Here is a 21,048-nt window from a genome sequence, read left to right on the forward strand (position 1 = left end):
AAAGGCGCAGATATCTGCGCCTTTTTTATGGATGCAAGACAATGAAAATACTGCAAATCGCTGTCGGGATCATTCGTAATTCCGATAACCAAATCTTTATTACCCAGCGCGCGGCCGATGCGCACATGGCGAATAAGTGGGAGTTTCCTGGCGGTAAGATTGAGTCCGGCGAGACGCCGGAACAGGCGCTTATCCGCGAGCTTCAGGAAGAGGTGGGCATCACGCCGCGCGGTGCGACCCTGTTCGATAAACTGGAATATACCTTTCCCGATCGCCATATCACGCTGTGGTTCTGGCTGGTGGAAAACTGGGAGGGGGAACCCTGGGGCAAAGAGGGACAGCCTGGAAACTGGGTGACGCTGAACGCGCTGGATGCCGATAAATTCCCACCGGCAAATGCGCCTGTCATTGCGCGTTTAGTGGCGGACTGACTGGCCTGCGAGCGAGGTGCCGGCAGGCCATGGGGACATTACTGCTGCTCTTCGCTCCAGTCATCGCTGTCGGACATATCGCCTGAGCTTGGAATGCGTTTCTCTTCCGCAGCCCACTCGCCCAGATCGATTAGCTGGCAGCGCTTGCTGCAAAAAGGGCGGAACGGGCTCTGTTCGCCCCAGACAACGGGCTTGCCACAGGTGGGGCAGTTCACGGTGGTGACTTCAGACATCTTAACTCCTTAGCAGCACGCCAGTTCAAAGTCGAGGCGTTCCGGCACCAGACCATGTTCACTGTCGAGCGGCATGAAACGGATCGCAAAGCGGCTCTTATGGCCTGAAATTTGCGGGTAAAGCTGATCGGCAAGGGAGAGCTGCAGGCGCAGGAGATCCGCATCTTCACCGTTATCCTGATAAAAACCATTCAGGCTGGTTTGCTTGCGGAATGGCGCTGAATTGCGGATTAAATCCAGGATCAGCGACAGCGCCTGGTTCAGCGGCTCAAGGCTGTTCAGCCAGCTTTGCACCTGCATATCGCGCTGTTCCTGCGGCATATGCAGCCAGATATGCAAGGTCGGTAAATCGAAACTGCAGCAGCCGCCGGGAATGCTCAGACGCTGACGCACCAGGGCGACCAGGCGGTCTTCACGCAAAAACTGGCCGATACGCGGCGCCGCCATTAATACGCCGCTGCTGTTTTTCAGCTGCTGGCGCAGGCTGTCGATGCGGCTGTTATCCACCCCCGGCACTTCTGCCCAGGCCTGCAGTTTACGCTGCTGGCGCTCCAGCTCTTTCAGTAATTCTGTGCGGACTTCGCCACGCTCTAACACATCCAGCAGATCGCTCACGTTGCGGAAAAAGTGCAGCGCCGTGGTGTGGTCATGAACCGGAAGCAGGCCGGAAAGCTGCTGGATCAAAAATTCGATGCGCAGCCAGGTGCGCATTTTTTCATTGAGGGGATGCTCGAAAAGAACATGGGTGTGCATTAGGCTTTTTCCTGTAAAACGGCCTGCGCCAGATATTGCTGATGCAGGCGAGCCACATCCGATGCAATGGCATCCGGTGAGCCGTTATTATCAATCACATCATCCGCGACGGCCAGGCGCGCTTCACGCGTGGCCTGCGCGGCAAGAATTTGTTCCGCATGTTCACGCCCGACGTTATCACGGGCGATGGTGCGCTGAATTTGTGTTGCCGGAGAGACATCCACAACCAGTACCCGGTCCGCTTTGTCATGGAGATTATTTTCCACAAGAAGCGGGACAACCCAGAGCACATAGGGTGAAGTCGCGTGTGCTATCTGTTTCTGCGTCTCCTGCTGGATAAGCGGGTGAAGCAGGGCGTTAAGCCAGGCTTTCTCTTCAGGATGCGTGAAAATGCGTTCGCGCAGCATTCGACGATTAAGGGTGCCGTCAGGCTCGATAATGTCGCTGCCGAAATGGTCTGCAATAGCGCGTAGTGCGGGTGTACCTGGCTCTACCACCTGGCGGGCAAGGATGTCGGCATCAATTATCGTGATACCCAGACGAGAGAAGGCGTCAGCCACAGTGCTTTTGCCACTGCCAATGCCTCCCGTTAATGCAACGATGTACCCCATTAAATAAAATCCTGGGAAATATTCATTATTGATATCAATTGCTTAAGATTTAATCTTTTATCAGCGAAGATTAAGCCCTGCTTACGTACTTTTTACCAGGTAAATTTATAGGATTGTAGCGTAAAAAAAGTGATTTTCGCAGTCTTGCGCAACAGGTATTAGTGCGTATGATAGCGTCACTGGAGTTGTGTGTTACGTTTTTCGACATTTACCCCAGTACCCCAGGAATCCGCAAATGCGTATCGAAGAAGATTTGAAGTTAGGTTTCAAAGACGTTCTTATCCGCCCTAAACGTTCTACTCTGAAAAGTCGCTCCGACGTTGAACTTGAACGTCAATTCACCTTTAAGCATTCCGGTCAGACCTGGTCTGGCGTACCTGTTATCGCCGCTAACATGGATACCGTCGGAACGTTTGCGATGGCAAAAGCGCTGGCTTCCTTCGACATTCTGACCGCTGTACACAAGCACTACAGCGTGGAAGAGTGGAATGCGTTTGCAGGCTCCGTATCTGAAAACGTGCTGAAGCACGTGATGGTCTCTACCGGCACCTCTGATGCCGATTTCGAAAAAACGAAACAGATCCTGATTGCTAACCCAAACCTTAACTTCATCTGTATTGATGTTGCGAATGGTTATTCTGAACACTTCGTTCAGTTCGTCAGCAAGGCGCGTCAGGCCTGGCCGACCAAAACCATTATTGCAGGTAACGTGGTTACCGGTGAAATGTGTGAAGAGCTGATCCTCTCCGGGGCAGATATCGTGAAAGTGGGGATTGGTCCGGGTTCTGTCTGCACCACGCGCGTTAAAACCGGCGTTGGTTATCCGCAGCTGTCAGCAGTGATCGAGTGTGCTGACGCAGCCCACGGTCTGGGTGGTCAGATCATCAGTGACGGTGGATGCACCATGCCGGGCGACGTGGCAAAAGCATTCGGCGGCGGCGCAGACTTCGTGATGCTGGGCGGTATGCTGGCTGGCCACGAAGAGAGCGGCGGTACCGTTGTTGAAGAAAACGGTGAAAAATTCATGCTGTTCTACGGCATGAGCTCTGAATCGGCCATGAACCGCCACGTGGGTGGTGTTGCGCAGTATCGTGCCGCTGAAGGTAAAACCGTTAAGCTGCCTCTGCGTGGCCCGGTTGAAAATACCGCGCGTGATATCCTGGGTGGCCTGCGTTCAGCATGTACCTATGTGGGGGCGTCCCGCCTGAAAGAGCTGACCAAGCGCACGACCTTTATCCGCGTTCAGGAGCAGGAAAACCGCGTTTTCAACAGCCTGTAATGCTTCTCGCTGGCGCGTTTTCGCGCCAGCGTTATCCCGCACTCATCGCATCCCCCAGATGGAAAATCGGTAGATACATCGCGACCACCAGCGTGCCGATAATCAATCCCGTCACAATCAGCAGTACTGGCTCCAGCAGTGAGGCTAAATTGTCGGCCTGCTGAAAGGTCTGCTCATTATGATGCTGCGCCAGGTTGCTCAGCATGGTGTCCAGCGCGCCCGATGCTTCGCCTGTGCGTACCAGCTGAATGCAGAGTGGCGTAAAAATTTCTGCCTCATTCAGGGCTGACCAGATGGGCAACCCCTGCATAATGCGATGCCGTATCGCCTGTAATTTCTCCTGCCAGAAGGGGCACTCCAGCGTCTCCTCCGTACTTTCCAGCCCTTGTATAAAGGCGATGCCCGCCTGTTGCGTGAGCGAGAGAACGGTGAATATCTGGCTGAGCTTTTGCCCCCGTACCAGCGGACCAATCACCGGGCTATTCAGCAGCAGACGCTGGGTGGCATATCGCCATCGTCGTTTGCGGCGAAGAAACAGCAGGCCGGATGTTATCGCTATAAGACTGAACAGTAGCGCCGCCCCCCGCTCCTGAAGCACGTTTGCCAGCCCCATCACTGCCCGCGTCAGGGCAGGTAACGGGGTGTTAAAGGTTTTATAGATAGCGGCAAACTCCGGCAGCACGAGCGTCACCATCGCCAGCACTACGGCGAAAGCCAGACCGAGAATGATTACCGGATAACGCAGCGCTTTTATTACCTTTGCGCTGAGTTGTTGCTGGGTTTTTTGCTGCTGCGCGAGCTGGCGACAACATTCGTCCAGCTTGCCGGTCAGCTCCCCGGTTTTGATCATCGAAACATAAAGCGGCGGAAAAACATGCGGCCATTTTTTCAGGGCGTCAGAGAAGGCACACCCGGCACTGAGATCGTCGGCGACGCTTTGCAACAACGCCTGCCATTGTCTGGCCGGGTGCTGCTGCGCCAGAAGCGCCAGCCCTGCCGACAGGGTTAACCCCGCCTGTAGCAATGTCGCCAGCTGATGGATAATGTCGTAGCGATGCTGCGCCTGCCACCGTGTCTGTTGCACGCATCGCCTGAGTTCCAGGGGAACGAGCGCTTTGCCATGCAGGATAGCCCATGCCGTTTGTTTGTCGGGTGCCCAAAGCGCGCCCGCCTGCCGCTCCCCCTGCGGGCTGAGTGCCCGCCAGCGCCAGAGTTGATTACCTGCCATCGGGCGCGCCCAGCATCTGCACCAGCTCTTCGAGGGTGGTGTGCCCCTGTTCTACCGCCATGCAGCCATGCTCAAACAGCGTGGTCATACCCGTCTGTCGGGCCAGCTTTTCGATCTCTTCCACCGACGCTCCGCTGGCAATGGCGGTGCGCAGCTCGCGGGTGATTACCATCACCTCGAAGATTGCCACCCGGCCATAAAAACCGTGGTAGCAGCGGTCGCAACCCACCGGCAGCCAGTGCGGCAAAGGGCGAGGCCACAACGCCTGGGGCAGGGGGGCATCCCGGCGGGCCTCCTGACGACAGTGCGGGCACAGCCGACGTACCAGCCGCTGGGCGATCACCAGAGACAATGCCGAAGAGATCATCCAGCGCGCCACGCCCATCTGCTGCAGGCGAACGAGCGTTTCGGCGGTAGAGTTGGTATGCAGCGTCGACAGCACAAGATGGCCAGTCTGGGCGGCATTGATCGCGATCCCGGCCGTTTCGCCATCACGTATTTCGCCCACCATGATGATGTCTGGATCCTGGCGTAGAAATGCACGCAATACGCTCTGGAAGGTTAACCCCGCCCGGGGGTTTATGGGGGTCTGGTTTAGCCCCTCGAGCGGGATTTCGACAGGATCTTCTACGCTGCAGATGTTCACAGCGGGCGTATTCCGGGCCTGTAACGCGCTGTAAAGGGTAACGGTTTTACCGCTGCCGGTGGGGCCCGTCACCAGAATCAGCCCCTGGGATTTATGCAGCGCTTCGGCGAATAATCGCTGCTGGATGGTGCTCATGCCCAGCTGATCCAGCAGGAGCGCCTGCTGCTCCTGCTGCAAAAGCCGCAGCACGATTTTTTCTCCATTGCGACAGGGAAGCGTGGCAATTCGAAACGAGACGGGGGCGCCGGAGAGCTCAACCGTAAATTGTCCATCCTGGGGTAAGCGCCGCTCGGCGATATCCAGATTGCCCAGCACCTTCAGCCTGGCGATCAGCGTAGTGCCCAGTTCGGACGAAAGAGGCTGTTGCGGATACAACACGCCGTCGATGCGTAACCGGATCTGCCAGCTCTCGTCGGCGGGCTCGATGTGAATATCCGATGCCCGCTGGCTCATCGCCTGCATCAGGGTGCGGTTGAGGATCTCAATGGCGGAGCGGGTTGAGATGGCGGCCACAGGCAGATGCGAGTCTGACGCGGTTTGCCGGTGCTTTTCCATTCTCTCGCTGGTCCAGCATTCGATATCTATCCTTTTCTGCGTCGCGAAACGTAACGCCTCCAGCAGCCCAACAGGCGGGTTACCCACCACGGCAATCGTGATGCTGTCCGGGGCGCTGGTCAGCAACAAAGCGTTGTGACGCTGACACAGCGCGGTGAGCTGGTCAGAATTCATTGCACGTTCTCCTCGCCAGCCGTAAAGCGGAACACCTCTTCACAGGCCTGCTTCAGCGCGCTGTCGTTGGCAATGGTGCAAACGCGCGTCCAGCCGGTGATGCCGTTGCCGTTATTCCATTGCGGCGTCATCACGACCTCCAGACCGTTCAGGCTCTCCTGACCCGTCAGGGTAACGGTACCCTTGACAATGCTCATGGCTGAGACATAGCGGGAGGTGGCAGGGGAGGGAACGCCGTTGACGCCCGCGTCGCAGCTTTCTGTCCCGCCATGATCGAGCGCGCAGAGTTCGACGGCGATACGGTAGGGCAGGAAGGTTTGCAGCATGTCAGTGAGGGCGGCTTTTCGCAGGTAGTTCTGATAGGCCGGAATGCCGATGGCGCTAAGAATGGCGACGATGCCGATGACGACCATTAGCTCGATGAGGGTAAATCCTTTTTGTCTTTCCATGAGTCGCTCCTTGTGTGAACTGGCGCTACTGTGGCAGCACGGCAGAGCAGGGGCGAGCGGCAAAAATCATTTTGGGAAGCAGGATTCAGCGAGGAGTGTTGATGTTACAGCGTGATACAAGGGGGTTGCGAGAAGGGTCGGAAATCGGGGGAGCCCGGCCTCGGCAGACCGGGCTGAAGTCAGCTAGCGAAAGCGCATCGACAGATCGAGGGCGCGAATGTGTTTAGTCAGTGCGCCAACGGAGATGAAATCGACGCCGGTTTCGGCAAATTCACGTAAGGTTTCACGCGTCACGTTGCCAGAGACCTCGAGACGGACCTGACCATTGGTACGCTTCACGGCTTCACGCATCTGCTCAGTTTCGAAGTTATCCAGCATGATGATGTCGGCACCCGCTTTCAGGGCGTCTTCCAGTTCCTGCAGGCTTTCTACTTCTACTTCGACCGGCACATCCGGGTGCAGCCAGAAGGCTTTTTCTACCGCCTGGCGAACGGAGCCGGAGGCGATAATGTGGTTCTCTTTAATCAGGAAGGCATCGGACAACCCCAGGCGATGGTTGGCGCCGCCGCCGCACAGCACGGCATATTTCAGCGCGGTACGCAGGCCGGGCAGGGTTTTGCGCGTATCCAACAGCTGGGTGTTTGTGCCTTCCAGCAGGTTGACGTAGCGGCGCACTTCGCTTGCCACGCCCGAGAGCGTCTGGACAAAGTTCAGCGCGGTGCGTTCACCGGTGAGCAGGACGCGCGATGGCCCTTCCAGTTCAAAGAGCGGCTGGTTAGCCACAATGCTGTCGCCATCTTCGACATGCCACGTCACCTGAACGCCATCCCCGGCCAGTTGCGTAAAGACCTCTTCCACCCAACGTTTGCCACAGAAAACGCCATCCTCACGGGTGATGACAACCGCATGGGAACGGGCATCCTCCGCCAGCAGCTGGGCGGTAATGTCGTTGTCTGCGTTGACGTCTCCACCCAGATCTTCGCGCAGCGCATTGGCGACGCTTGCCGGAATATCCATATTTATACGTTCCAGCAGTACGTTACGTCTGTGGTCGGGGTTGTAGCGGCGTGGCGGCATGTTAAAACTCCAAATTGGTAACGAATCATAAGATTGAAACATGCTACTCTGAACCGGGAATCAGCACCATATATAAGGAGATCCTGCATGCACTCAGAACATGGCTGGCTGGTGGAGGCTCGGCGTGTTCCTTCGCCACACCATGATTGCCGTCCAGAGGATGAAATCCCGTCGCTGCTGGTTGTGCATAACATCAGCCTGCCGCCCGGCGAGTTCGGCGGCCCGTGGATTGACGCGTTATTCACCGGGACAATCGATCCCGATGCTCACCCCTTTTTCGCAGAAATTGCCCACCTGCGCGTTTCTGCCCATTGTCTGATTCGTCGTGACGGCGAGATCGTCCAGTATGTTCCTTTCGATAAACGCGCCTGGCATGCGGGCGTTTCTCAGTATCAGGGGCGTGAACGCTGCAACGATTTTTCCATCGGTATTGAGCTCGAAGGGACAGATACGCTGCCCTACACCGATGCCCAATATCAGCAACTGGCTGCGGTAACGCGCACGCTGATTTCACTCTACCCGGGTATCGCCCACAACGTGACTGGGCACAGCGATATTGCGCCGCAGCGCAAGACCGATCCCGGCCCGGCGTTTGACTGGGAACGATTCAAAACCCTGCTTACCGCCCTGTCAGAAAAGGAGATGACATGACGTTATTTACCATGCTGCTGGTGTTGATTGCCGAGCGTTTGTTTAAGCTGGGCGAGCACTGGCATCTGGATCATCGGATGGAAGTGCTGTTTCGTCGCATCCGCCACTTTTCCATGATTCGCACACTGCTGATGACGGCGGGCGTGATGGTGGTGGTATTCCTGCTGCTGCGGTCGCTGTATGGCCTCTTCTTCAACGTGCCGCTGCTGGTGGTGTGGATCCTGCTCGGTGTACTCTGTATTGGCGCAGGTAAGGTTCGTCTGCACTACCATGCCTACCTGAAGGCGGCCACTAACGGTGACCTGCATGCCCGTGGGGCGATGGCCAGCGAGCTGACCTTAATTCACGGTATTCCGCCGGAGTGCGATGAACGCGAGTTTTTACGCGAACTGCAGAATGCGCTGCTGTGGATTAACTACCGCTTCTATCTGGCGCCGTTGTTCTGGTTTGTGGTGGGCGGCGCGTGGGGCCCGGTTCTGCTGATGGGCTATGCGTTTTTACGCGCCTGGCAGAGCTGGCTGGCACGTTATCTGACCCCGCACGAGCGGTTGCAGTCTGGTATCGATGCGATCCTGCACGTGGTGGACTGGCTGCCGGTGCGGCTGTTCGGCGTGGTGTATGCCCTGATCGGCCACGGCGAGAAAGCCCTGCCGGCATGGTTCGCCTCGCTGGGCGATCGCCACACCTCGCAATATCTGGTGTTAACACGTCTGGCCCAGTTCTCCCTGGCCCGCGAGCCGCACACGGATAAGATCGCAACGCCGAAAGCGGCGGTCTCGATGGCTAAGAAAACCTCTTTTGTGGTGGTGGTGATTGTGGCGCTGCTGACCATCTACGGCACGCTGATCTAAACCAGCGCGCCGCAGGCTTCAGAGTGTATCAGCTGACGGGATGCCGAAATCGGGCATCCCGTTTTCGTTCCAGTTTACGGTTTTCAGGCGGGTGTGGCGGTTTGGATCGTACAGCGGATCGCCTTCGATTTCGGTGTAGTTGCGCGCATGGTAAACCAGCACGTCTTCCCCCTCCGGCGTTTGGGTAAAGCTGTTATGTCCCGGTCCGTACTGGCGATTCTCGTAGCTGGTGGTGAACACCGGCTGCGGGGATTTATGCCAGTTCGCCGGGTTACGTGGGTCAGCATTGAGGTCGATCCAGAGCAGTCCCATGCAGTAGTTTTCATCGGTGGCGCTGGCGGAGTAGCTGATAAATAGCCGATCGCCGTGGAACAGCACCGCCGGACCTTCGTTGACCCAGAAACCGCGGCACTCCCAGTCATATTCCGGTTTGCTGAGCATCACCGGATCGCCTTTGAGCGTCCATGGGTTTTCCATTTCGCACAGATAAAGGTTCGAGTTACCGGTGATATCCGGGGCTTTTTGCGCCCAGAGATACCAGCGTTTACCCTGATGGACAAAGGTGGTGGCATCCAGCGCAAAGGTATCAAAGTGCGTTTTGATCTGCCCCTTCTCTACCCATTTGCCGGTGAGCGGGTCGCTGTCGGCGCACTCCAGGGCATACATCCGGTGCTGGAACATGCCCAGCTCGTCCAGCGCCTGGGTGTGGGCCGCCGCGAAGTAGATGTACCATTTGCCGTCGATAGCATGCAGTTCCGGGGCCCAGATCAGATTACCCATCGGGCCGCTGTCGGGCTTATGCCAGACCACGACCTCTTGTGCGCTGCGCAGCCCTTCCAGCGAGTCGGCGCGGCGGATTGCCAGCCGGTCATACTCCGGAACCGAGGCAATAAAGTAGTACTGCCCTTCATGATGAAGAATGTACGGATCGGCGCGTTGTTCAATAAACGGGTTTGGCCAGGTTTGCATTCGGCTCTCCTTATTTCGTCTCAGCGGCGCTGAGTTCCTGATACTCGTTCAGCTCGCGGTAGTTATTGCGACGCTTCTCCAGGTCTTCCTGGATCCGCTTCATCGTTTCGCGGTCGACCTTCAGCAGACGCACCACGCCTGCGGTAATGAGGTATCCGATGCCAGGGATAACGGTGAAGAGCAGGACGATACCGTTGATGGCGTCAGCGCTTTGCGCTTTTGCGCCGGCATCATAACCGTACCAGGAGAGCAGGAAGCCCACCATGGCACCGGCAATGGCCAGACCCAGCTTGAGGAAGAAGATATTGCCGGAGAAGCTGATCCCGGTGATACGTTTCCCGGTTTTCCATTCGCCGTAGTCATCCACGTCGGCCATCAGGGACCAGTGCAGCGGGGATGGGATCTGGTGCAGGATGTTCAGCAGGAAGTAGAGCACCACAATGGTCACGGTGGCTTTTGGATCGAAGAAATAGAAGGCGCAGGAGAAGATCGCCAGCGCAATGTTGGTCCAGAAGAAGACCTTCAGTTTACACCAGCGGTCGGTCAGCACTTTTGCCATAACGCTGCCGAGCATCATGCCCACCACACCCAGGCTGATAAACAGGGTCGCAAAGTGGGTGCTTTGGCCCATCACCCAGGTGACGTAATACATGGTGGCCGCCATGCGGATAAAGCCAGGGCAGACGTTACACAGGGTCAGCAGCAGGATGCGCACCCACTGGTCGTTCTTCCAGACATCTTTCAGATCGTTTTTCAGTTCGTCATGGGTCTGTACCGCCGGGCGCACACGTTCGCGCACCGTGGCGAAGCAGAACAGGAACATGCAGGTGCCAATCAGCGCCAGCACGGTCATGGCCATCTGATAACCTTTGGCTTTGTCCTCGCCGCCGAACCAGTCGGCCATCGGCAGCAGCGTCAGCGACAGCAGCAGCGTGGCAATACCCACCAGCACAAAGCGGTAGGACTGGCAGGCAACACGCTCTTTAGGATCGTTGGTGATCACCCCGCCCAACGAGCAGTAGGGAATGTTAATCGCCGTATAGGTCAGAGAGAGCAGGAAGTAGGTGACGAAGGCATAGATAACTTTGCTGTTGTAGGTCCAGTCCGGGGTGGTGAACATCAGGATGCTGAAGAGCGCATAGGGGAAGGCGATCCACAGCAGCCATGGACGAAATCGCCCATACTTACTGCGGGTACGGTCGGCAATAGCCCCCATAATCGGGTCGGTAACGGCATCAATTACGCGTACCGAGAGCAGCAGTACGCCCACCAGGGCCGGTGCCAGGCCAAAAATATCCGTATAAAAATAATTCACAAACAACATGATGGCGCCAAAGATGATGTTGCACCCGGCATCACCCATCCCATAGCCGATCTTTTCTTTCACTGATAATTTATTGTTATCCATCGACGTTTCTCCGAGTAGCGGTATGGAGAGAATTATTCGCTGGCAAAGGAAAATATGCGTTGCAATATAACGTCGCTGATATGGATAAAATTGCTGTTGAAGGGAAAGTGTGAGGAAGGTAACAACCCTCTGCGTCCGGGAGGACGCAGAGGGGAGAGGATTAGTGCGCTTTTACCGTTTTAGCATTTTTCTGCTTACACATGTAGCCCACCCCGAGGATCACAATCCATACCGGGATCAGGTAGACCGAAATGGCCATGCCTGGGGTCATCAGCATAATAACCAGTACGGCGGCCATGAACAGCAGGCAAACCCAGTTACCCAGCGGGTAGAGCAGGGCAGGGAAACGTGTTTTCACGCCCTGCTGCTGCTTGGCACGACGGAACTTCATGTGCGCCAGGCTAATCATCGCCCAGTTGATCACCAGGGCAGAGACCACCAGCGCCATCAGCAGGCCGAAGGCCGATTCCGGCGCCAGGTAGTTGATGAGCACGCAGAGTGCGGTCACCACAGCCGACACCAGGATGGTGTTCACCGGTACGCCACGTTTATCCACAGAGAGCAGCGCTTTCGGGGCGTTGCCCTGCTGGGCCAGGCCGAACAGCATACGGCTGTTGCAGTAGACGCAGCTGTTGTAAACCGACAGCGCCGCGGTCAGTACTACTACGTTCAGCGCGTTCGCTACTAAAGTGTCGCCCAGCTCGTGGAAGATGAGGACAAACGGGCTGGTATCTGCGGTGACGCGGGTCCATGGCAGCAGGGAGAGCAGCACGGCCAGCGAGCCCACATAGAAGATCAGGATACGGTAGATAACCTGGTTGGTCGCTTTCGGGATGCTCTGCTCCGGGTTGTCTGCTTCCGCGGCGGTGATACCCACCAGCTCCAGCCCCCCGAAGGAGAACATGATGATCGCCATCATCATCACCAGTCCGGTCATGCCGTGCGGCAGGAAGCCGCCCTGATCCCACAGGTTGCTGACGCTTGCCTGCGGGCCGCCATTGCCGCTGAAGAGCAGCCAGCCGCCGAACAGGATCATCGCCACAACGGCGATAACTTTAATAATGGCAAACCAGAACTCCATCTCGCCGAACACTTTCACGTTGGTCAGGTTAATGGCGTTGATGACCACAAAGAAGACTGCCGCTGAGGCCCAGGTTGGGATTTCAGGCCACCAGAACTGGATATATTTACCGACCGCGGTCAGTTCCGCCATCGCGACAAGAACATAGAGGACCCAGTAGTTCCAGCCGGACGCGAAGCCGGCAAAACTGCCCCAATATTTATAAGCAAAATGGCTGAAGGAACCGGCTACCGGTTCTTCAACCACCATCTCGCCCAACTGACGCATAATAAGGAATGCGATAAAACCGGCAATGGCATAGCCCAGAATAATACCCGGCCCGGCAGACTGAATAACCGATGCGCTACCCAGAAACAGGCCGGTACCGATCGCACCACCGAGGGCAATAAGCTGGATATGGCGGTTTTTAAGGCCGCGCTTTAGCTGATCGCCGTGCTGTTGACCTTCCATTATAAAACCTCGTGTGTGGTTGTTATGTTCACGCTCTGGCGTGTGTAATTATGAAATTCCATTTCATGTATTTATTAGTTTACGGTTCAATTGGCTGAAATAACCGGCTGTGTCTTCCGTATTCGGAAGAATAGTGGTAAGCGACGGCGAATGCACCTGCTTTATGCGAGGAGAAAGCGAGTTCGAATAAAAAGAAAGCATTTGTAAATCGTCCCGTTTAATTCCCTTTATCAACCTATAGAATAAAAATGCGCCATAAGTGGGCAGAATTTCATTTTTTACTCCGCTAAATCGGTTCAGATCGCACTTTTCACCGTTTCAATAAAGTTAAAACTGCCTCTTTCGGGGTAATCAATTCATTTGTGCAGAGTTACATTTTTGAAACGTTATTTCTGTAAGGTTGTTAAAATAAGCAGGGTTTAATGATTTCAATCAAAACCAATATGGACACAAGGTGAATACTTTGTTACTTTAGCGATACGAACATGAAATTGGTAAGACCAATTGACTCCGGGCAAAAAGGCGTAAGACAGGGAATATGGCCTACAGCAAAATTCGCCAACCAAAATTATCCGATGTGATTGAGCAGCAGCTGGAGTTTTTGATCCTTGAGGGGACCCTGCGCCCCGGTGAAAAACTACCACCTGAACGCGAACTGGCTAAACAGTTCGACGTTTCCCGTCCCTCGCTGCGTGAGGCGATCCAACGCCTTGAAGCCAAGGGCCTGCTGCTTCGTCGCCAGGGTGGCGGAACCTTTGTGCAAAACAGCCTGTGGCAGAGTTTCAGCGACCCGTTAGTGGAGCTGCTCTCCGACCACCCAGAATCCCAGTTTGATCTGCTTGAGACCCGTCACGCGCTTGAAGGCATCGCGGCTTATTACGCGGCGCTGCGCAGCAATGATGCCGATCGCGAGCGCATCCGCGAACTGCATCAGGCCATCGAACGGGCTCAGGAATCCGGCGATCTCGACGCCGAGTCCGACGCCGTCGTCCAGTATCAAATCGCCGTCACTGAAGCGGCCCACAACGTGGTGCTCCTCCATCTGCTACGCTGCATGGAGCCAATGCTTGCCCAGAACGTTCGTCAGAATTTTGAATTGTTGTATGCCCGCCGGGAGATGCTTCCGCTGGTCAGCAACCATCGCACCCGAATATTCGAGGCGATAATGGCCGGGGAGCCGGAGCAGGCGCGTGAAGCGTCGCACCGTCACCTGGCTTTCATTGAGGAAATCTTGCTGGACCGCAGCCGTGAACAGTCGCGTCGCGAACGTTCATTACGCCGCATACAGCAACGAAAGGATTAAGCGCCAGTTTTTTAGAGCGCGGCAACTAAACGCAGAACCTGTCTTATTGCGTTTTCTGGCGAAAATGCAATGGGACAGGTTCCAGACAAATCAACGTATTAGATAGATAAGGAATACCCCCATGTCAGAACGTCTCCAAAATGACGTGGATCCGATCGAAACTCGCGACTGGCAACAGGCGATCGAATCGGTCATCCGTGAAGAAGGTGTTGAGCGCGCTCAGTATCTGATTGAACAGATGCTTTCTGAAGCCCGCAAAGGCGGCGTGAAAGTAGCTGCAGGTGCAGGGGCTAACAACTACGTAAACACGATTGCCGTTGAAGACGAACCGGAATACCCGGGCAATCTGGATCTGGAACGCCGTATCCGTTCTGCAATCCGCTGGAACGCCATCATGACCGTTCTGCGCGCATCCAAAAAAGATCTGGAGCTGGGTGGCCACATGGCATCCTTCCAGTCCTCTGCAACCGTTTATGAAGTGTGCTTTAACCACTTCTTCCGCGCGCGCACCGAGAAAGACGGCGGCGACCTGGTCTACTTCCAGGGCCACATCTCTCCGGGCGTCTACGCACGTGCCTTCCTGGAAGGTCGTCTGACTGAAGAGCAGATGAACAACTTCCGTCAGGAAGTTCACGGTAAAGGCCTCTCCTCTTATCCGCACCCGAAACTGATGCCAGAATTCTGGCAGTTCCCGACCGTTTCCATGGGTCTGGGCCCAATCGGTGCGATCTACCAGGCTAAATTCCTGAAATATCTGGAACACCGTGGCCTGAAAGATACCTCTCAGCAGACCGTTTACGCCTTCCTGGGCGACGGCGAGATGGATGAGCCAGAATCCAAAGGCGCGATCACCATCGCGACCCGTGAGAAGCTGGACAACCTCTGCTTCATCATCAACTGTAACCTGCAGCGTCTGGATGGTCCGGTAACCGGTAACGGCAAGATCATCAACGAACTGGAAGGCATCTTCGCAGGTGCTGGCTGGAACGTGATTAAAGTGATGTGGGGCGGTCGTTGGGACGAGCTGCTGCGTAAAGATACCAGCGGTAAGCTGATCCAGCTGATGAACGAAACCGTTGACGGCGACTACCAGACCTTCAAATCCAAAGACGGTGCCTATGTTCGTGAGCACTTCTTCGGTAAATATCCTGAAACCGCAGCCCTGGTTGCAGACTGGACTGACGAGCAGATCTGGGCCCTGAACCGTGGTGGTCACGATCCGAAGAAAGTCTACGCTGCACTGAAAAAAGCGCAGGAAACCAAAGGCAAAGCAACCGTCATCCTGGCTCATACCGTTAAAGGTTATGGCATGGGTGACACTGCCGAAGGTAAAAACATCGCGCACCAGGTTAAGAAAATGAACATGGACGGCGTGCGTTATATCCGCGACCGTTTCAACGTTCCAGTGACCGACGAGCAGGTTGAAAACCTCTCTTACATCACCTTCCCGGAAGGTTCTGAAGAGCACACCTATCTGCACGCGCAGCGTCAGAAACTGAACGGCTACCTGCCGTCCCGTCAGGTGAACTTCACTGAGAAACTGGAACTCCCAGCGCTGGAAGACTTCTCTCAGCTGCTGGAAGAGCAGAACAAAGAGATCTCTACCACTATCGCCTTCGTGCGTGCCCTGAACGTGATGCTGAAGAACAAGTCGATCAAAGATCGTCTGGTGCCAATCATCGCGGACGAAGCGCGTACCTTCGGTATGGAAGGTCTGTTCCGTCAGATCGGTATCTACAGCCCGAACGGCCAGCAGTACACCCCGCAGGACCGTGAGCAGGTTGCATACTACAAAGAAGACGAGAAAGGCCAGATCCTGCAGGAAGGTATCAACGAGCTGGGCGCAGGCGCATCCTGGCTGGCTGCTGCGACCTCCTACAGCACCAACAACCTGCCGATGATCCCGTTCTACATCTACTACTCCATGTTCGGGTTCCAGCGTATCGGCGACCTGTGCTGGCAGGCAGGCGACCAGCAGGCTCGCGGCTTCCTGATCGGTGGTACTTCCGGTCGTACGACCCTGAACGGCGAAGGTCTGCAGCACGAAGATGGTCACAGCCACATTCAGTCTCTGACTATCCCGAACTGTATCTCTTACGATCCGTCTTACGCGTACGAAGTGGCAGTCATCATGCATGACGGTCTGCAGCGCATGTACGGTGAAGCGCAAGAGAACATTTACTACTACATCACCACCCTGAACGAAAACTACCACATGCCGGCCATGCCGGAAGGTGCCGAGGAAGGTATCCGTAAAGGTATCTACAAACTCGAAACCGTTGAAGGTAGCAAAGGTAAAGTTCAGCTGCTGGGCTCCGGTTCTATCCTGCGTCACGTCCGTGAAGCAGCGCAGATCCTGGCGAAAGACTACGGTGTGGGCTCCGACGTGTACAGCGTAACCTCCTTCACTGAACTGGCGCGTGATGGCCAGGATTGTGAGCGCTGGAACATGCTGCACCCGCTGGAAACTCCGCGCGTTCCGTACATCGCTCAGGTGATGAACGACGCTCCGGCCGTAGCATCTACTGACTACATGAAACTGTTCGCAGAGCAGGTTCGTACTTACGTTCCAGCTGATGATTATCGCGTACTGGGTACTGACGGCTTCGGTCGTTCTGACAGCCGCGAAAACCTGCGTCACCACTTCGAAGTTGATGCTTCTTACGTGGTTGTAGCAGCCCTGGGCGAACTGGCTAAACGTGGCGAAATCGATAAGAAAGTGGTTGCGGACGCAATTACCAAATTCAACATCGATGCAGAAAAAGTTAACCCGCGTCTGGCGTAAGAGGTAAAAGAATAATGGCTATCGAAATCAATGTACCGGACATCGGGGCTGATGAAGTTGAAATCACCGAGATCCTGGTCAAAGTAGGCGACAAAGTTGAAGCTGAACAGTCGCTGATCACCGTAGAAGGCGACAAAGCCTCTATGGAAGTCCCGTCTCCTCAGGCTGGCATCGTTAAAGAGATCAAAGTCTCTGTTGGCGATAAAACCGAGACTGGCAAACTGATCATGATTTTCGATTCCGCCGATGGTGCAGCCGCTGCTGCACCTGCGCAGGAAGAGAAGAAAGAAGCCGCTCCAGCCGCCGCTGCTCCAGCAGCTGCTGCGGCAGCGAAAGAAGTTAACGTGCCTGACATCGGTGGTGACGAAGTTGAAGTCACTGAGATCCTGGTGAAAGTGGGCGATACCGTTGCGGCTGAGCAGTCCCTGATCACCGTAGAAGGCGATAAAGCTTCTATGGAAGTGCCAGCACCGTTCGCGGGCACCGTTAAAGAGATCAAGATCAACACCGGTGACAAAGTCTCTACTGGCTCCCTGATCATGGTCTTCGAAGTGGCGGGTGCTGAAGGCGCTGCGGCTCCAGCGAAAGCGGAAGCTGCTCCGGCTCAGGCTGCTGCTCCAGCTGCGGCTGGCGGTGCGAAAGAGGTTAACGTTCCTGACATCGGTGGTGACGAAGTTGAAGTCACCGAAGTGATGGTGAAAGTGGGCGATAAAGTTGCCGCTGAACAGTCACTGATCACCGTTGAAGGCGACAAGGCTTCTATGGAAGTGCCTGCGCCGTTCGCCGGTACCGTTAAAGAGATCAAAATCAGCACCGGCGACAAAGTTTCTACTGGCTCCCTGATCATGGTCTTCGAAGTGGAAGGCGCTGCGCCTGCAGCCGCTCCGGCCGCTGCTGCTGCGCCAGCACCTGCTGCTGCACCGGCTCAGGCTGCTAAACCAGCTGCCGCTCCGGCTGCGAAAGCGGAAGGCAAATCTGAGTTCGCTGAAAACGACGCATACGTCCACGCGACCCCGCTGATTCGTCGCCTGGCGCGCGAATTCGGTGTGAACCTGGCGAAAGTGAAAGGGACTGGCCGTAAAGGTCGTATCCTGCGTGAAGACGTTCAGGCTTACGTGAAAGAGGCGGTTAAACGCGCTGAAGCGGCACCTGCTGCTGCCACCGGTGGCGGTATCCCGGGCATGCTGCCTTGGCCGAAAGTGGACTTCAGCAAGTTCGGCGAAATCGAAGAAGTGGAACTGGGCCGTATCCAGAAAATCTCTGGTGCTAACCTGAGCCGTAACTGGGTGATGATCCCGCACGTTACCCACTTCGACAAAACCGATATCACCGATCTGGAAGCGTTCCGTAAACAGCAGAACGCCGAAGCTGAGAAGCGTAAACTGGACGTGAAATTCACCCCAGTGGTCTTCATCATGAAGGCAGTTGCTGCGGCTCTGGAACAGATGCCACGCTTCAACAGCTCCCTGTCCGAAGATGGCCAGAAGCTGACGCTGAAGAAATACATCAACATCGGTGTTGCGGTTGATACGCCAAACGGTCTGGTTGTTCCGGTCTTTAAAGACGTGAACAAGAAGAGCGTTACCGAGCTGTCTCGTGAACTGACCACCATCTCCAAGAAAGCGCGTGATGGTAAGCTGACTGCCGGCGAAATGCAGGGCGGCTGCTTCACTATCTCCAGCATCGGCGGCCTGGGTACTACCCACTTCGCGCCGATTGTTAACGCGCCGGAAGTGGCGATCCTTGGTGTCTCCAAGTCTGCGATGGAGCCGGTGTGGAATGGTAAAGAGTTTGTGCCGCGTCTGATGATGCCAATCTCTCTCTCCTTCGACCACCGCGTGATCGACGGTGCTGATGGTGCGCGCTTTATCACCATCATCAACAACATGCTGAGCGACATTCGCCGCCTGGTGATGTAAGTAAAAAAGCCGGCCTGACGGCCGGCTTTTTTCTGTTAATCTCATGTAGTTCGTGGGGTTATTGGCGAAAGCGGAAATTCGTGAGCCGTTTGTTGTTTCAAAATTGTTAACAATTTTGTAAACTGCGGGCGGATAGAACGTCCCGGTGGATGAAGGGCGACAAAGTACCTGGACCGCCGGAAATCAATAAGAGGTCATGATGAGTACTGAAATCAAAACTCAGGTCGTGGTACTTGGGGCAGGCCCGGCAGGTTATTCTGCTGCCTTCCGTTGCGCTGATTTAGGTCTGGAAACCGTCATCGTAGAACGCTACAACACCCTGGGTGGTGTTTGTCTGAACGTCGGCTGTATCCCTTCTAAAGCGCTGCTGCACGTAGCGAAAGTTATCGAAGAAGCCAAAGCGCTGGCTGAACACGGTATCGTCTTCGGCGAGCCGAAAACCGATATCGATAAAATTCGTACCTGGAAAGAGAAAGTCATCAATCAGCTGACCGGCGGTCTGGCTGGTATGGCTAAAGGCCGTAAAGTAAAAGTAGTTAACGGTCTGGGTAAATTCACCGGGGCCAACACCCTGGAAGTGGAAGGCGAAAACGGCAAAACCGTAATCAACTTCGACAACGCGATCATCGCGGCGGGCTCCCGTCCGATCGAACTGCCATTCATTCCACATGAAGATCCGCGCGTATGGGACTCCACCGATGCGCTGGAGCTGAAAGAAGTACCAAAACGCCTGCTGGTTATGGGCGGTGGTATTATCGGTCTGGAAATGGGTACCGTTTACCATGCGCTGGGTTCAGACATTGACGTGGTTGAGATGTTCGACCAGGTTATCCCGGCTGCTGACAAAGACATCGTTAAAGTCTTCACCAAACGCATCAGCAAGAAATTCAACCTGATGCTGGAAACCAAAGTGACTGCCGTTGAAGCGAAAGAAGACGGTATTTACGTTTCCATGGAAGGTAAAAAAGCCCCTGCTGAAGCGCAGCGTTACGACGCCGTGCTGGTGGCGATCGGTCGTGTGCCGAACGGTAAAAACCTCAATGCAGGTGCAGCGGGCGTGGAAGTGGACGACCGTGGTTTCATCCGCGTTGACAAACAGCTGCGCACTAACGTGCCGCACATCTTTGCTATCGGCGATATCGTCGGTCAGCCAATGCTGGCGCACAAAGGTGTTCACGAAGGCCACGTTGCCGCAGAAGTTATCGCCGGGATGAAGCACTACTTCGACCCGAAAGTGATCCCATCTATCGCCTACACCGAGCCAGAAGTGGCATGGGTCGGTCTGACCGAGAAAGAAGCGAAAGAGAAAGGCATCAGCTACGAAACTGCCACCTTCCCGTGGGCTGCTTCTGGCCGTGCTATCGCTTCCGACTGCGCAGACGGTATGACCAAACTGATCTTCGACAAAGAGACTCACCGTGTGATCGGTGGTGCGATTGTCGGCACCAACGGCGGCGAGCTGCTGGGCGAGATCGGTCTGGCGATCGAAATGGGTTGCGACGCTGAAGACATCGCGCTGACCATCCACGCTCACCCGACTCTGCACGAGTCTGTTGGCCTGGCGGCAGAAGTGTTTGAAGGCAGCATCACCGACCTGCCAAACGCGAAAGCGAAGAAGAAGTAAGCTTACGCTGACCAGCCAGAAGGCGCTCTCTGCTTTCTGGCTCTTAATCAGGCGGCCTGTGGCCGCTTTTTTTGTGCCTGCCAACCTGCCGGTGTGTTAACAATTTTGACAATTGATTATCTAAACAACACCTTGTTTCACAAGAAATAATTCCCAGTAACTTGTCATTCCCTGACACTGGTAACGTAGTAAACTAGTAGCAAGGTAATTAAATTGAGGGAATGTAATGAAACGCTTTTTAAAGCCTGCTCTGTTAATGACTGTTCTGGTATCCGGTATGGCCTGCGCCAGCGATCCGGTGATTCCGTGGGCCGCTAACAGCGGGGTAACCGAAAGTACGCACATTGCTGCGATGGGGCAGGATCTGAATGCGCGGCACCAACAGATCACCCATACTCAGGAAGGCGTCTGGGCAGCGAACTCTGGCAGTATTCATGATGATGAGGCGGCCTTAACCAGCACGAAATCGGCTTTTAAAGGCTATCCTGAGCTGATGCCGCATCAGGGATAATGCTGATTCCCGGATGCGGAGCAAACACCTTATCCGGGCTTGTTTATAATCGCCCGGGTA

The 21,048-nt window shown here is 55.3% G+C and carries 19 protein-coding genes; 9 read left to right on the top strand and 10 right to left on the bottom strand.

Annotated features, from left to right (window positions below):
• The first annotated feature begins 41 nt into the window (after positions 1–41).
• Positions 42–431 (top strand): 8-oxo-dGTP diphosphatase MutT, encoded by a 390-nt coding sequence (mutT, locus tag C2U54_RS08765; protein ID WP_103178278.1) that lies wholly within the window; start codon positions 42–44, stop codon positions 429–431.
• 38 nt (positions 432–469) lie between these two features.
• Here the strand turns inward: mutT and yacG are convergent, their stop codons facing one another.
• Genes yacG through coaE form a run of 3 tightly spaced genes read right to left on the bottom strand, consistent with a single transcriptional unit; the run spans position 470 to position 2,028 of the window.
• On the bottom strand, positions 470–664 hold the full coding sequence (gene yacG, locus C2U54_RS08770; RefSeq protein WP_103178279.1) for a DNA gyrase inhibitor YacG: 195 nt from the start codon (positions 662–664) through the stop codon (positions 470–472).
• 9 nt (positions 665–673) lie between these two features.
• Positions 674–1,417, bottom strand: a complete 744-nt coding sequence (gene zapD, locus C2U54_RS08775; RefSeq protein ID WP_103178280.1) for a cell division protein ZapD — start codon at positions 1,415–1,417, stop codon at positions 674–676.
• Complete coding sequence (gene coaE, locus C2U54_RS08780; RefSeq protein WP_103178281.1) at positions 1,417–2,028, bottom strand: dephospho-CoA kinase; 612 nt, start codon at positions 2,026–2,028, stop codon at positions 1,417–1,419. The genes zapD and coaE overlap by 1 nt, the downstream gene beginning before the upstream one ends.
• 235 nt (positions 2,029–2,263) lie before the next feature.
• Here coaE and C2U54_RS08785 point away from each other — a divergent pair, with 235 nt between their 5' ends.
• Positions 2,264–3,307, top strand: a complete 1,044-nt coding sequence (locus tag C2U54_RS08785; protein WP_103178282.1) for a GMP reductase — start codon at positions 2,264–2,266, stop codon at positions 3,305–3,307.
• Positions 3,308–3,338: 31 nt separating this feature from the next.
• Here C2U54_RS08785 and hofC read toward each other — a convergent pair whose 3' ends face one another.
• From hofC to nadC, 4 genes are all read right to left on the bottom strand, one after another.
• A complete protein-coding gene (hofC, locus tag C2U54_RS08790; RefSeq protein ID WP_103178283.1) occupies positions 3,339–4,535 on the bottom strand; it encodes a protein transport protein HofC in 1,197 nt (398 codons plus the stop codon).
• A complete protein-coding gene (gene gspE, locus C2U54_RS08795; RefSeq protein ID WP_103178284.1) occupies positions 4,525–5,910 on the bottom strand; it encodes a type II secretion system protein GspE in 1,386 nt (461 codons plus the stop codon). Before gspE ends, hofC begins: the two co-directional genes overlap by 11 nt.
• Positions 5,907–6,359, bottom strand: a complete 453-nt coding sequence (ppdD, locus tag C2U54_RS08800; RefSeq protein ID WP_103178285.1) for a prepilin peptidase-dependent pilin — start codon at positions 6,357–6,359, stop codon at positions 5,907–5,909. The genes gspE and ppdD overlap by 4 nt, the downstream gene beginning before the upstream one ends.
• A 183-nt stretch (positions 6,360–6,542) precedes the next feature.
• A complete protein-coding gene (gene nadC, locus C2U54_RS08805) occupies positions 6,543–7,436 on the bottom strand; it encodes a carboxylating nicotinate-nucleotide diphosphorylase (protein ID WP_103178286.1) in 894 nt (297 codons plus the stop codon).
• A gap of 87 nt (positions 7,437–7,523) precedes the next feature.
• Here nadC and ampD point away from each other — a divergent pair, with 87 nt between their 5' ends.
• Both ampD and ampE read left to right on the top strand, forming a co-directional pair.
• Positions 7,524–8,087 (top strand): 1,6-anhydro-N-acetylmuramyl-L-alanine amidase AmpD, encoded by a 564-nt coding sequence (gene ampD / locus C2U54_RS08810; RefSeq protein ID WP_103178287.1) that lies wholly within the window; start codon positions 7,524–7,526, stop codon positions 8,085–8,087.
• Positions 8,084–8,938 carry a beta-lactamase regulator AmpE gene (gene ampE, locus C2U54_RS08815; RefSeq protein WP_103178288.1) on the top strand — a complete coding sequence of 285 codons (855 nt, stop codon included), beginning with the start codon at positions 8,084–8,086 and terminating at the stop codon, positions 8,936–8,938. Before ampD ends, ampE begins: the two co-directional genes overlap by 4 nt.
• An 18-nt stretch (positions 8,939–8,956) precedes the next feature.
• On the opposite strand, the gene C2U54_RS08820 is transcribed toward ampE, so the two are convergent.
• The 3 genes from C2U54_RS08820 to aroP all read right to left on the bottom strand — a co-directional run bounded on the left by C2U54_RS08820 (position 8,957) and on the right by aroP (position 12,846).
• Positions 8,957–9,907 (bottom strand): glycoside hydrolase family 43 protein, encoded by a 951-nt coding sequence (locus C2U54_RS08820; protein WP_103178289.1) that lies wholly within the window; start codon positions 9,905–9,907, stop codon positions 8,957–8,959.
• A 10-nt stretch (positions 9,908–9,917) separates the two neighbouring features.
• Complete coding sequence (locus tag C2U54_RS08825) at positions 9,918–11,315, bottom strand: glycoside-pentoside-hexuronide (GPH):cation symporter (RefSeq protein ID WP_103178290.1); 1,398 nt, start codon at positions 11,313–11,315, stop codon at positions 9,918–9,920.
• 160 nt (positions 11,316–11,475) lie between these two features.
• Positions 11,476–12,846, bottom strand: coding sequence for an aromatic amino acid transporter AroP (aroP, locus tag C2U54_RS08830; protein ID WP_139156318.1), 1,371 nt, complete (start codon positions 12,844–12,846; stop codon positions 11,476–11,478).
• Between the two features lie 538 nt (positions 12,847–13,384).
• On the opposite strand from aroP, the gene pdhR reads away from it, so the two are divergent.
• The 5 genes from pdhR to C2U54_RS08855 all read left to right on the top strand — a co-directional run bounded on the left by pdhR (position 13,385) and on the right by C2U54_RS08855 (position 20,988).
• Positions 13,385–14,149, top strand: a complete 765-nt coding sequence (gene pdhR / locus C2U54_RS08835) for a pyruvate dehydrogenase complex transcriptional repressor PdhR (protein ID WP_039030352.1) — start codon at positions 13,385–13,387, stop codon at positions 14,147–14,149.
• Positions 14,150–14,270: 121 nt separating this feature from the next.
• Positions 14,271–16,934 carry a pyruvate dehydrogenase (acetyl-transferring), homodimeric type gene (gene aceE, locus C2U54_RS08840; RefSeq protein ID WP_103178292.1) on the top strand — a complete coding sequence of 888 codons (2,664 nt, stop codon included), beginning with the start codon at positions 14,271–14,273 and terminating at the stop codon, positions 16,932–16,934.
• A gap of 14 nt (positions 16,935–16,948) precedes the next feature.
• Positions 16,949–18,853 carry a pyruvate dehydrogenase complex dihydrolipoyllysine-residue acetyltransferase gene (gene aceF / locus C2U54_RS08845; RefSeq protein ID WP_103178293.1) on the top strand — a complete coding sequence of 635 codons (1,905 nt, stop codon included), beginning with the start codon at positions 16,949–16,951 and terminating at the stop codon, positions 18,851–18,853.
• 199 nt (positions 18,854–19,052) lie between these two features.
• Positions 19,053–20,477 (top strand): dihydrolipoyl dehydrogenase, encoded by a 1,425-nt coding sequence (gene lpdA / locus C2U54_RS08850; protein ID WP_103178294.1) that lies wholly within the window; start codon positions 19,053–19,055, stop codon positions 20,475–20,477.
• A gap of 226 nt (positions 20,478–20,703) precedes the next feature.
• The gene (locus C2U54_RS08855; RefSeq protein WP_103178295.1) at positions 20,704–20,988 is read left to right on the top strand and encodes a hypothetical protein; all 285 of its coding nucleotides are present in this window, start codon (positions 20,704–20,706) and stop codon (positions 20,986–20,988) included.
• Positions 20,989–21,048 lie beyond the last annotated feature (60 nt).

Source organism: Leclercia sp. LSNIH1, assembly GCF_002902985.1.
Classification (GTDB): Bacteria; Pseudomonadota; Gammaproteobacteria; order Enterobacterales; family Enterobacteriaceae; genus Enterobacter.

Bases quoted from the DNA above. Each gene is read 5' to 3' on its own strand.
- zapD (WP_103178280.1), bottom strand. From the start codon at position 1,417: ATGCACACCCATGTTCTTTTCGAGCATCCCCTCAATGAAAAAATGCGC.
- nadC (WP_103178286.1), bottom strand. From the start codon at position 7,436: ATGCCGCCACGCCGCTACAACCCCGACCACAGACGTAACGTACTGCTG.
- ampE (WP_103178288.1), top strand. From the start codon at position 8,084: ATGACGTTATTTACCATGCTGCTGGTGTTGATTGCCGAGCGTTTGTTT.
- coaE (WP_103178281.1), bottom strand. From the start codon at position 2,028: ATGGGGTACATCGTTGCATTAACGGGAGGCATTGGCAGTGGCAAAAGC.
- C2U54_RS08855 (WP_103178295.1), top strand. From the start codon at position 20,704: ATGAAACGCTTTTTAAAGCCTGCTCTGTTAATGACTGTTCTGGTATCC.
- mutT (WP_103178278.1), top strand. From the start codon at position 42: ATGAAAATACTGCAAATCGCTGTCGGGATCATTCGTAATTCCGATAAC.
- pdhR (WP_039030352.1), top strand. From the start codon at position 13,385: ATGGCCTACAGCAAAATTCGCCAACCAAAATTATCCGATGTGATTGAG.
- lpdA (WP_103178294.1), top strand. From the start codon at position 19,053: ATGAGTACTGAAATCAAAACTCAGGTCGTGGTACTTGGGGCAGGCCCG.
- gspE (WP_103178284.1), bottom strand. From the start codon at position 5,910: ATGAATTCTGACCAGCTCACCGCGCTGTGTCAGCGTCACAACGCTTTG.
- C2U54_RS08825 (WP_103178290.1), bottom strand. From the start codon at position 11,315: ATGGATAACAATAAATTATCAGTGAAAGAAAAGATCGGCTATGGGATG.
- C2U54_RS08785 (WP_103178282.1), top strand. From the start codon at position 2,264: ATGCGTATCGAAGAAGATTTGAAGTTAGGTTTCAAAGACGTTCTTATC.
- aceF (WP_103178293.1), top strand. From the start codon at position 16,949: ATGGCTATCGAAATCAATGTACCGGACATCGGGGCTGATGAAGTTGAA.
- C2U54_RS08820 (WP_103178289.1), bottom strand. From the start codon at position 9,907: ATGCAAACCTGGCCAAACCCGTTTATTGAACAACGCGCCGATCCGTAC.
- ampD (WP_103178287.1), top strand. From the start codon at position 7,524: ATGCACTCAGAACATGGCTGGCTGGTGGAGGCTCGGCGTGTTCCTTCG.
- aroP (WP_139156318.1), bottom strand. From the start codon at position 12,846: ATGGAAGGTCAACAGCACGGCGATCAGCTAAAGCGCGGCCTTAAAAAC.
- aceE (WP_103178292.1), top strand. From the start codon at position 14,271: ATGTCAGAACGTCTCCAAAATGACGTGGATCCGATCGAAACTCGCGAC.
- ppdD (WP_103178285.1), bottom strand. From the start codon at position 6,359: ATGGAAAGACAAAAAGGATTTACCCTCATCGAGCTAATGGTCGTCATC.
- hofC (WP_103178283.1), bottom strand. From the start codon at position 4,535: ATGGCAGGTAATCAACTCTGGCGCTGGCGGGCACTCAGCCCGCAGGGG.
- yacG (WP_103178279.1), bottom strand. From the start codon at position 664: ATGTCTGAAGTCACCACCGTGAACTGCCCCACCTGTGGCAAGCCCGTT.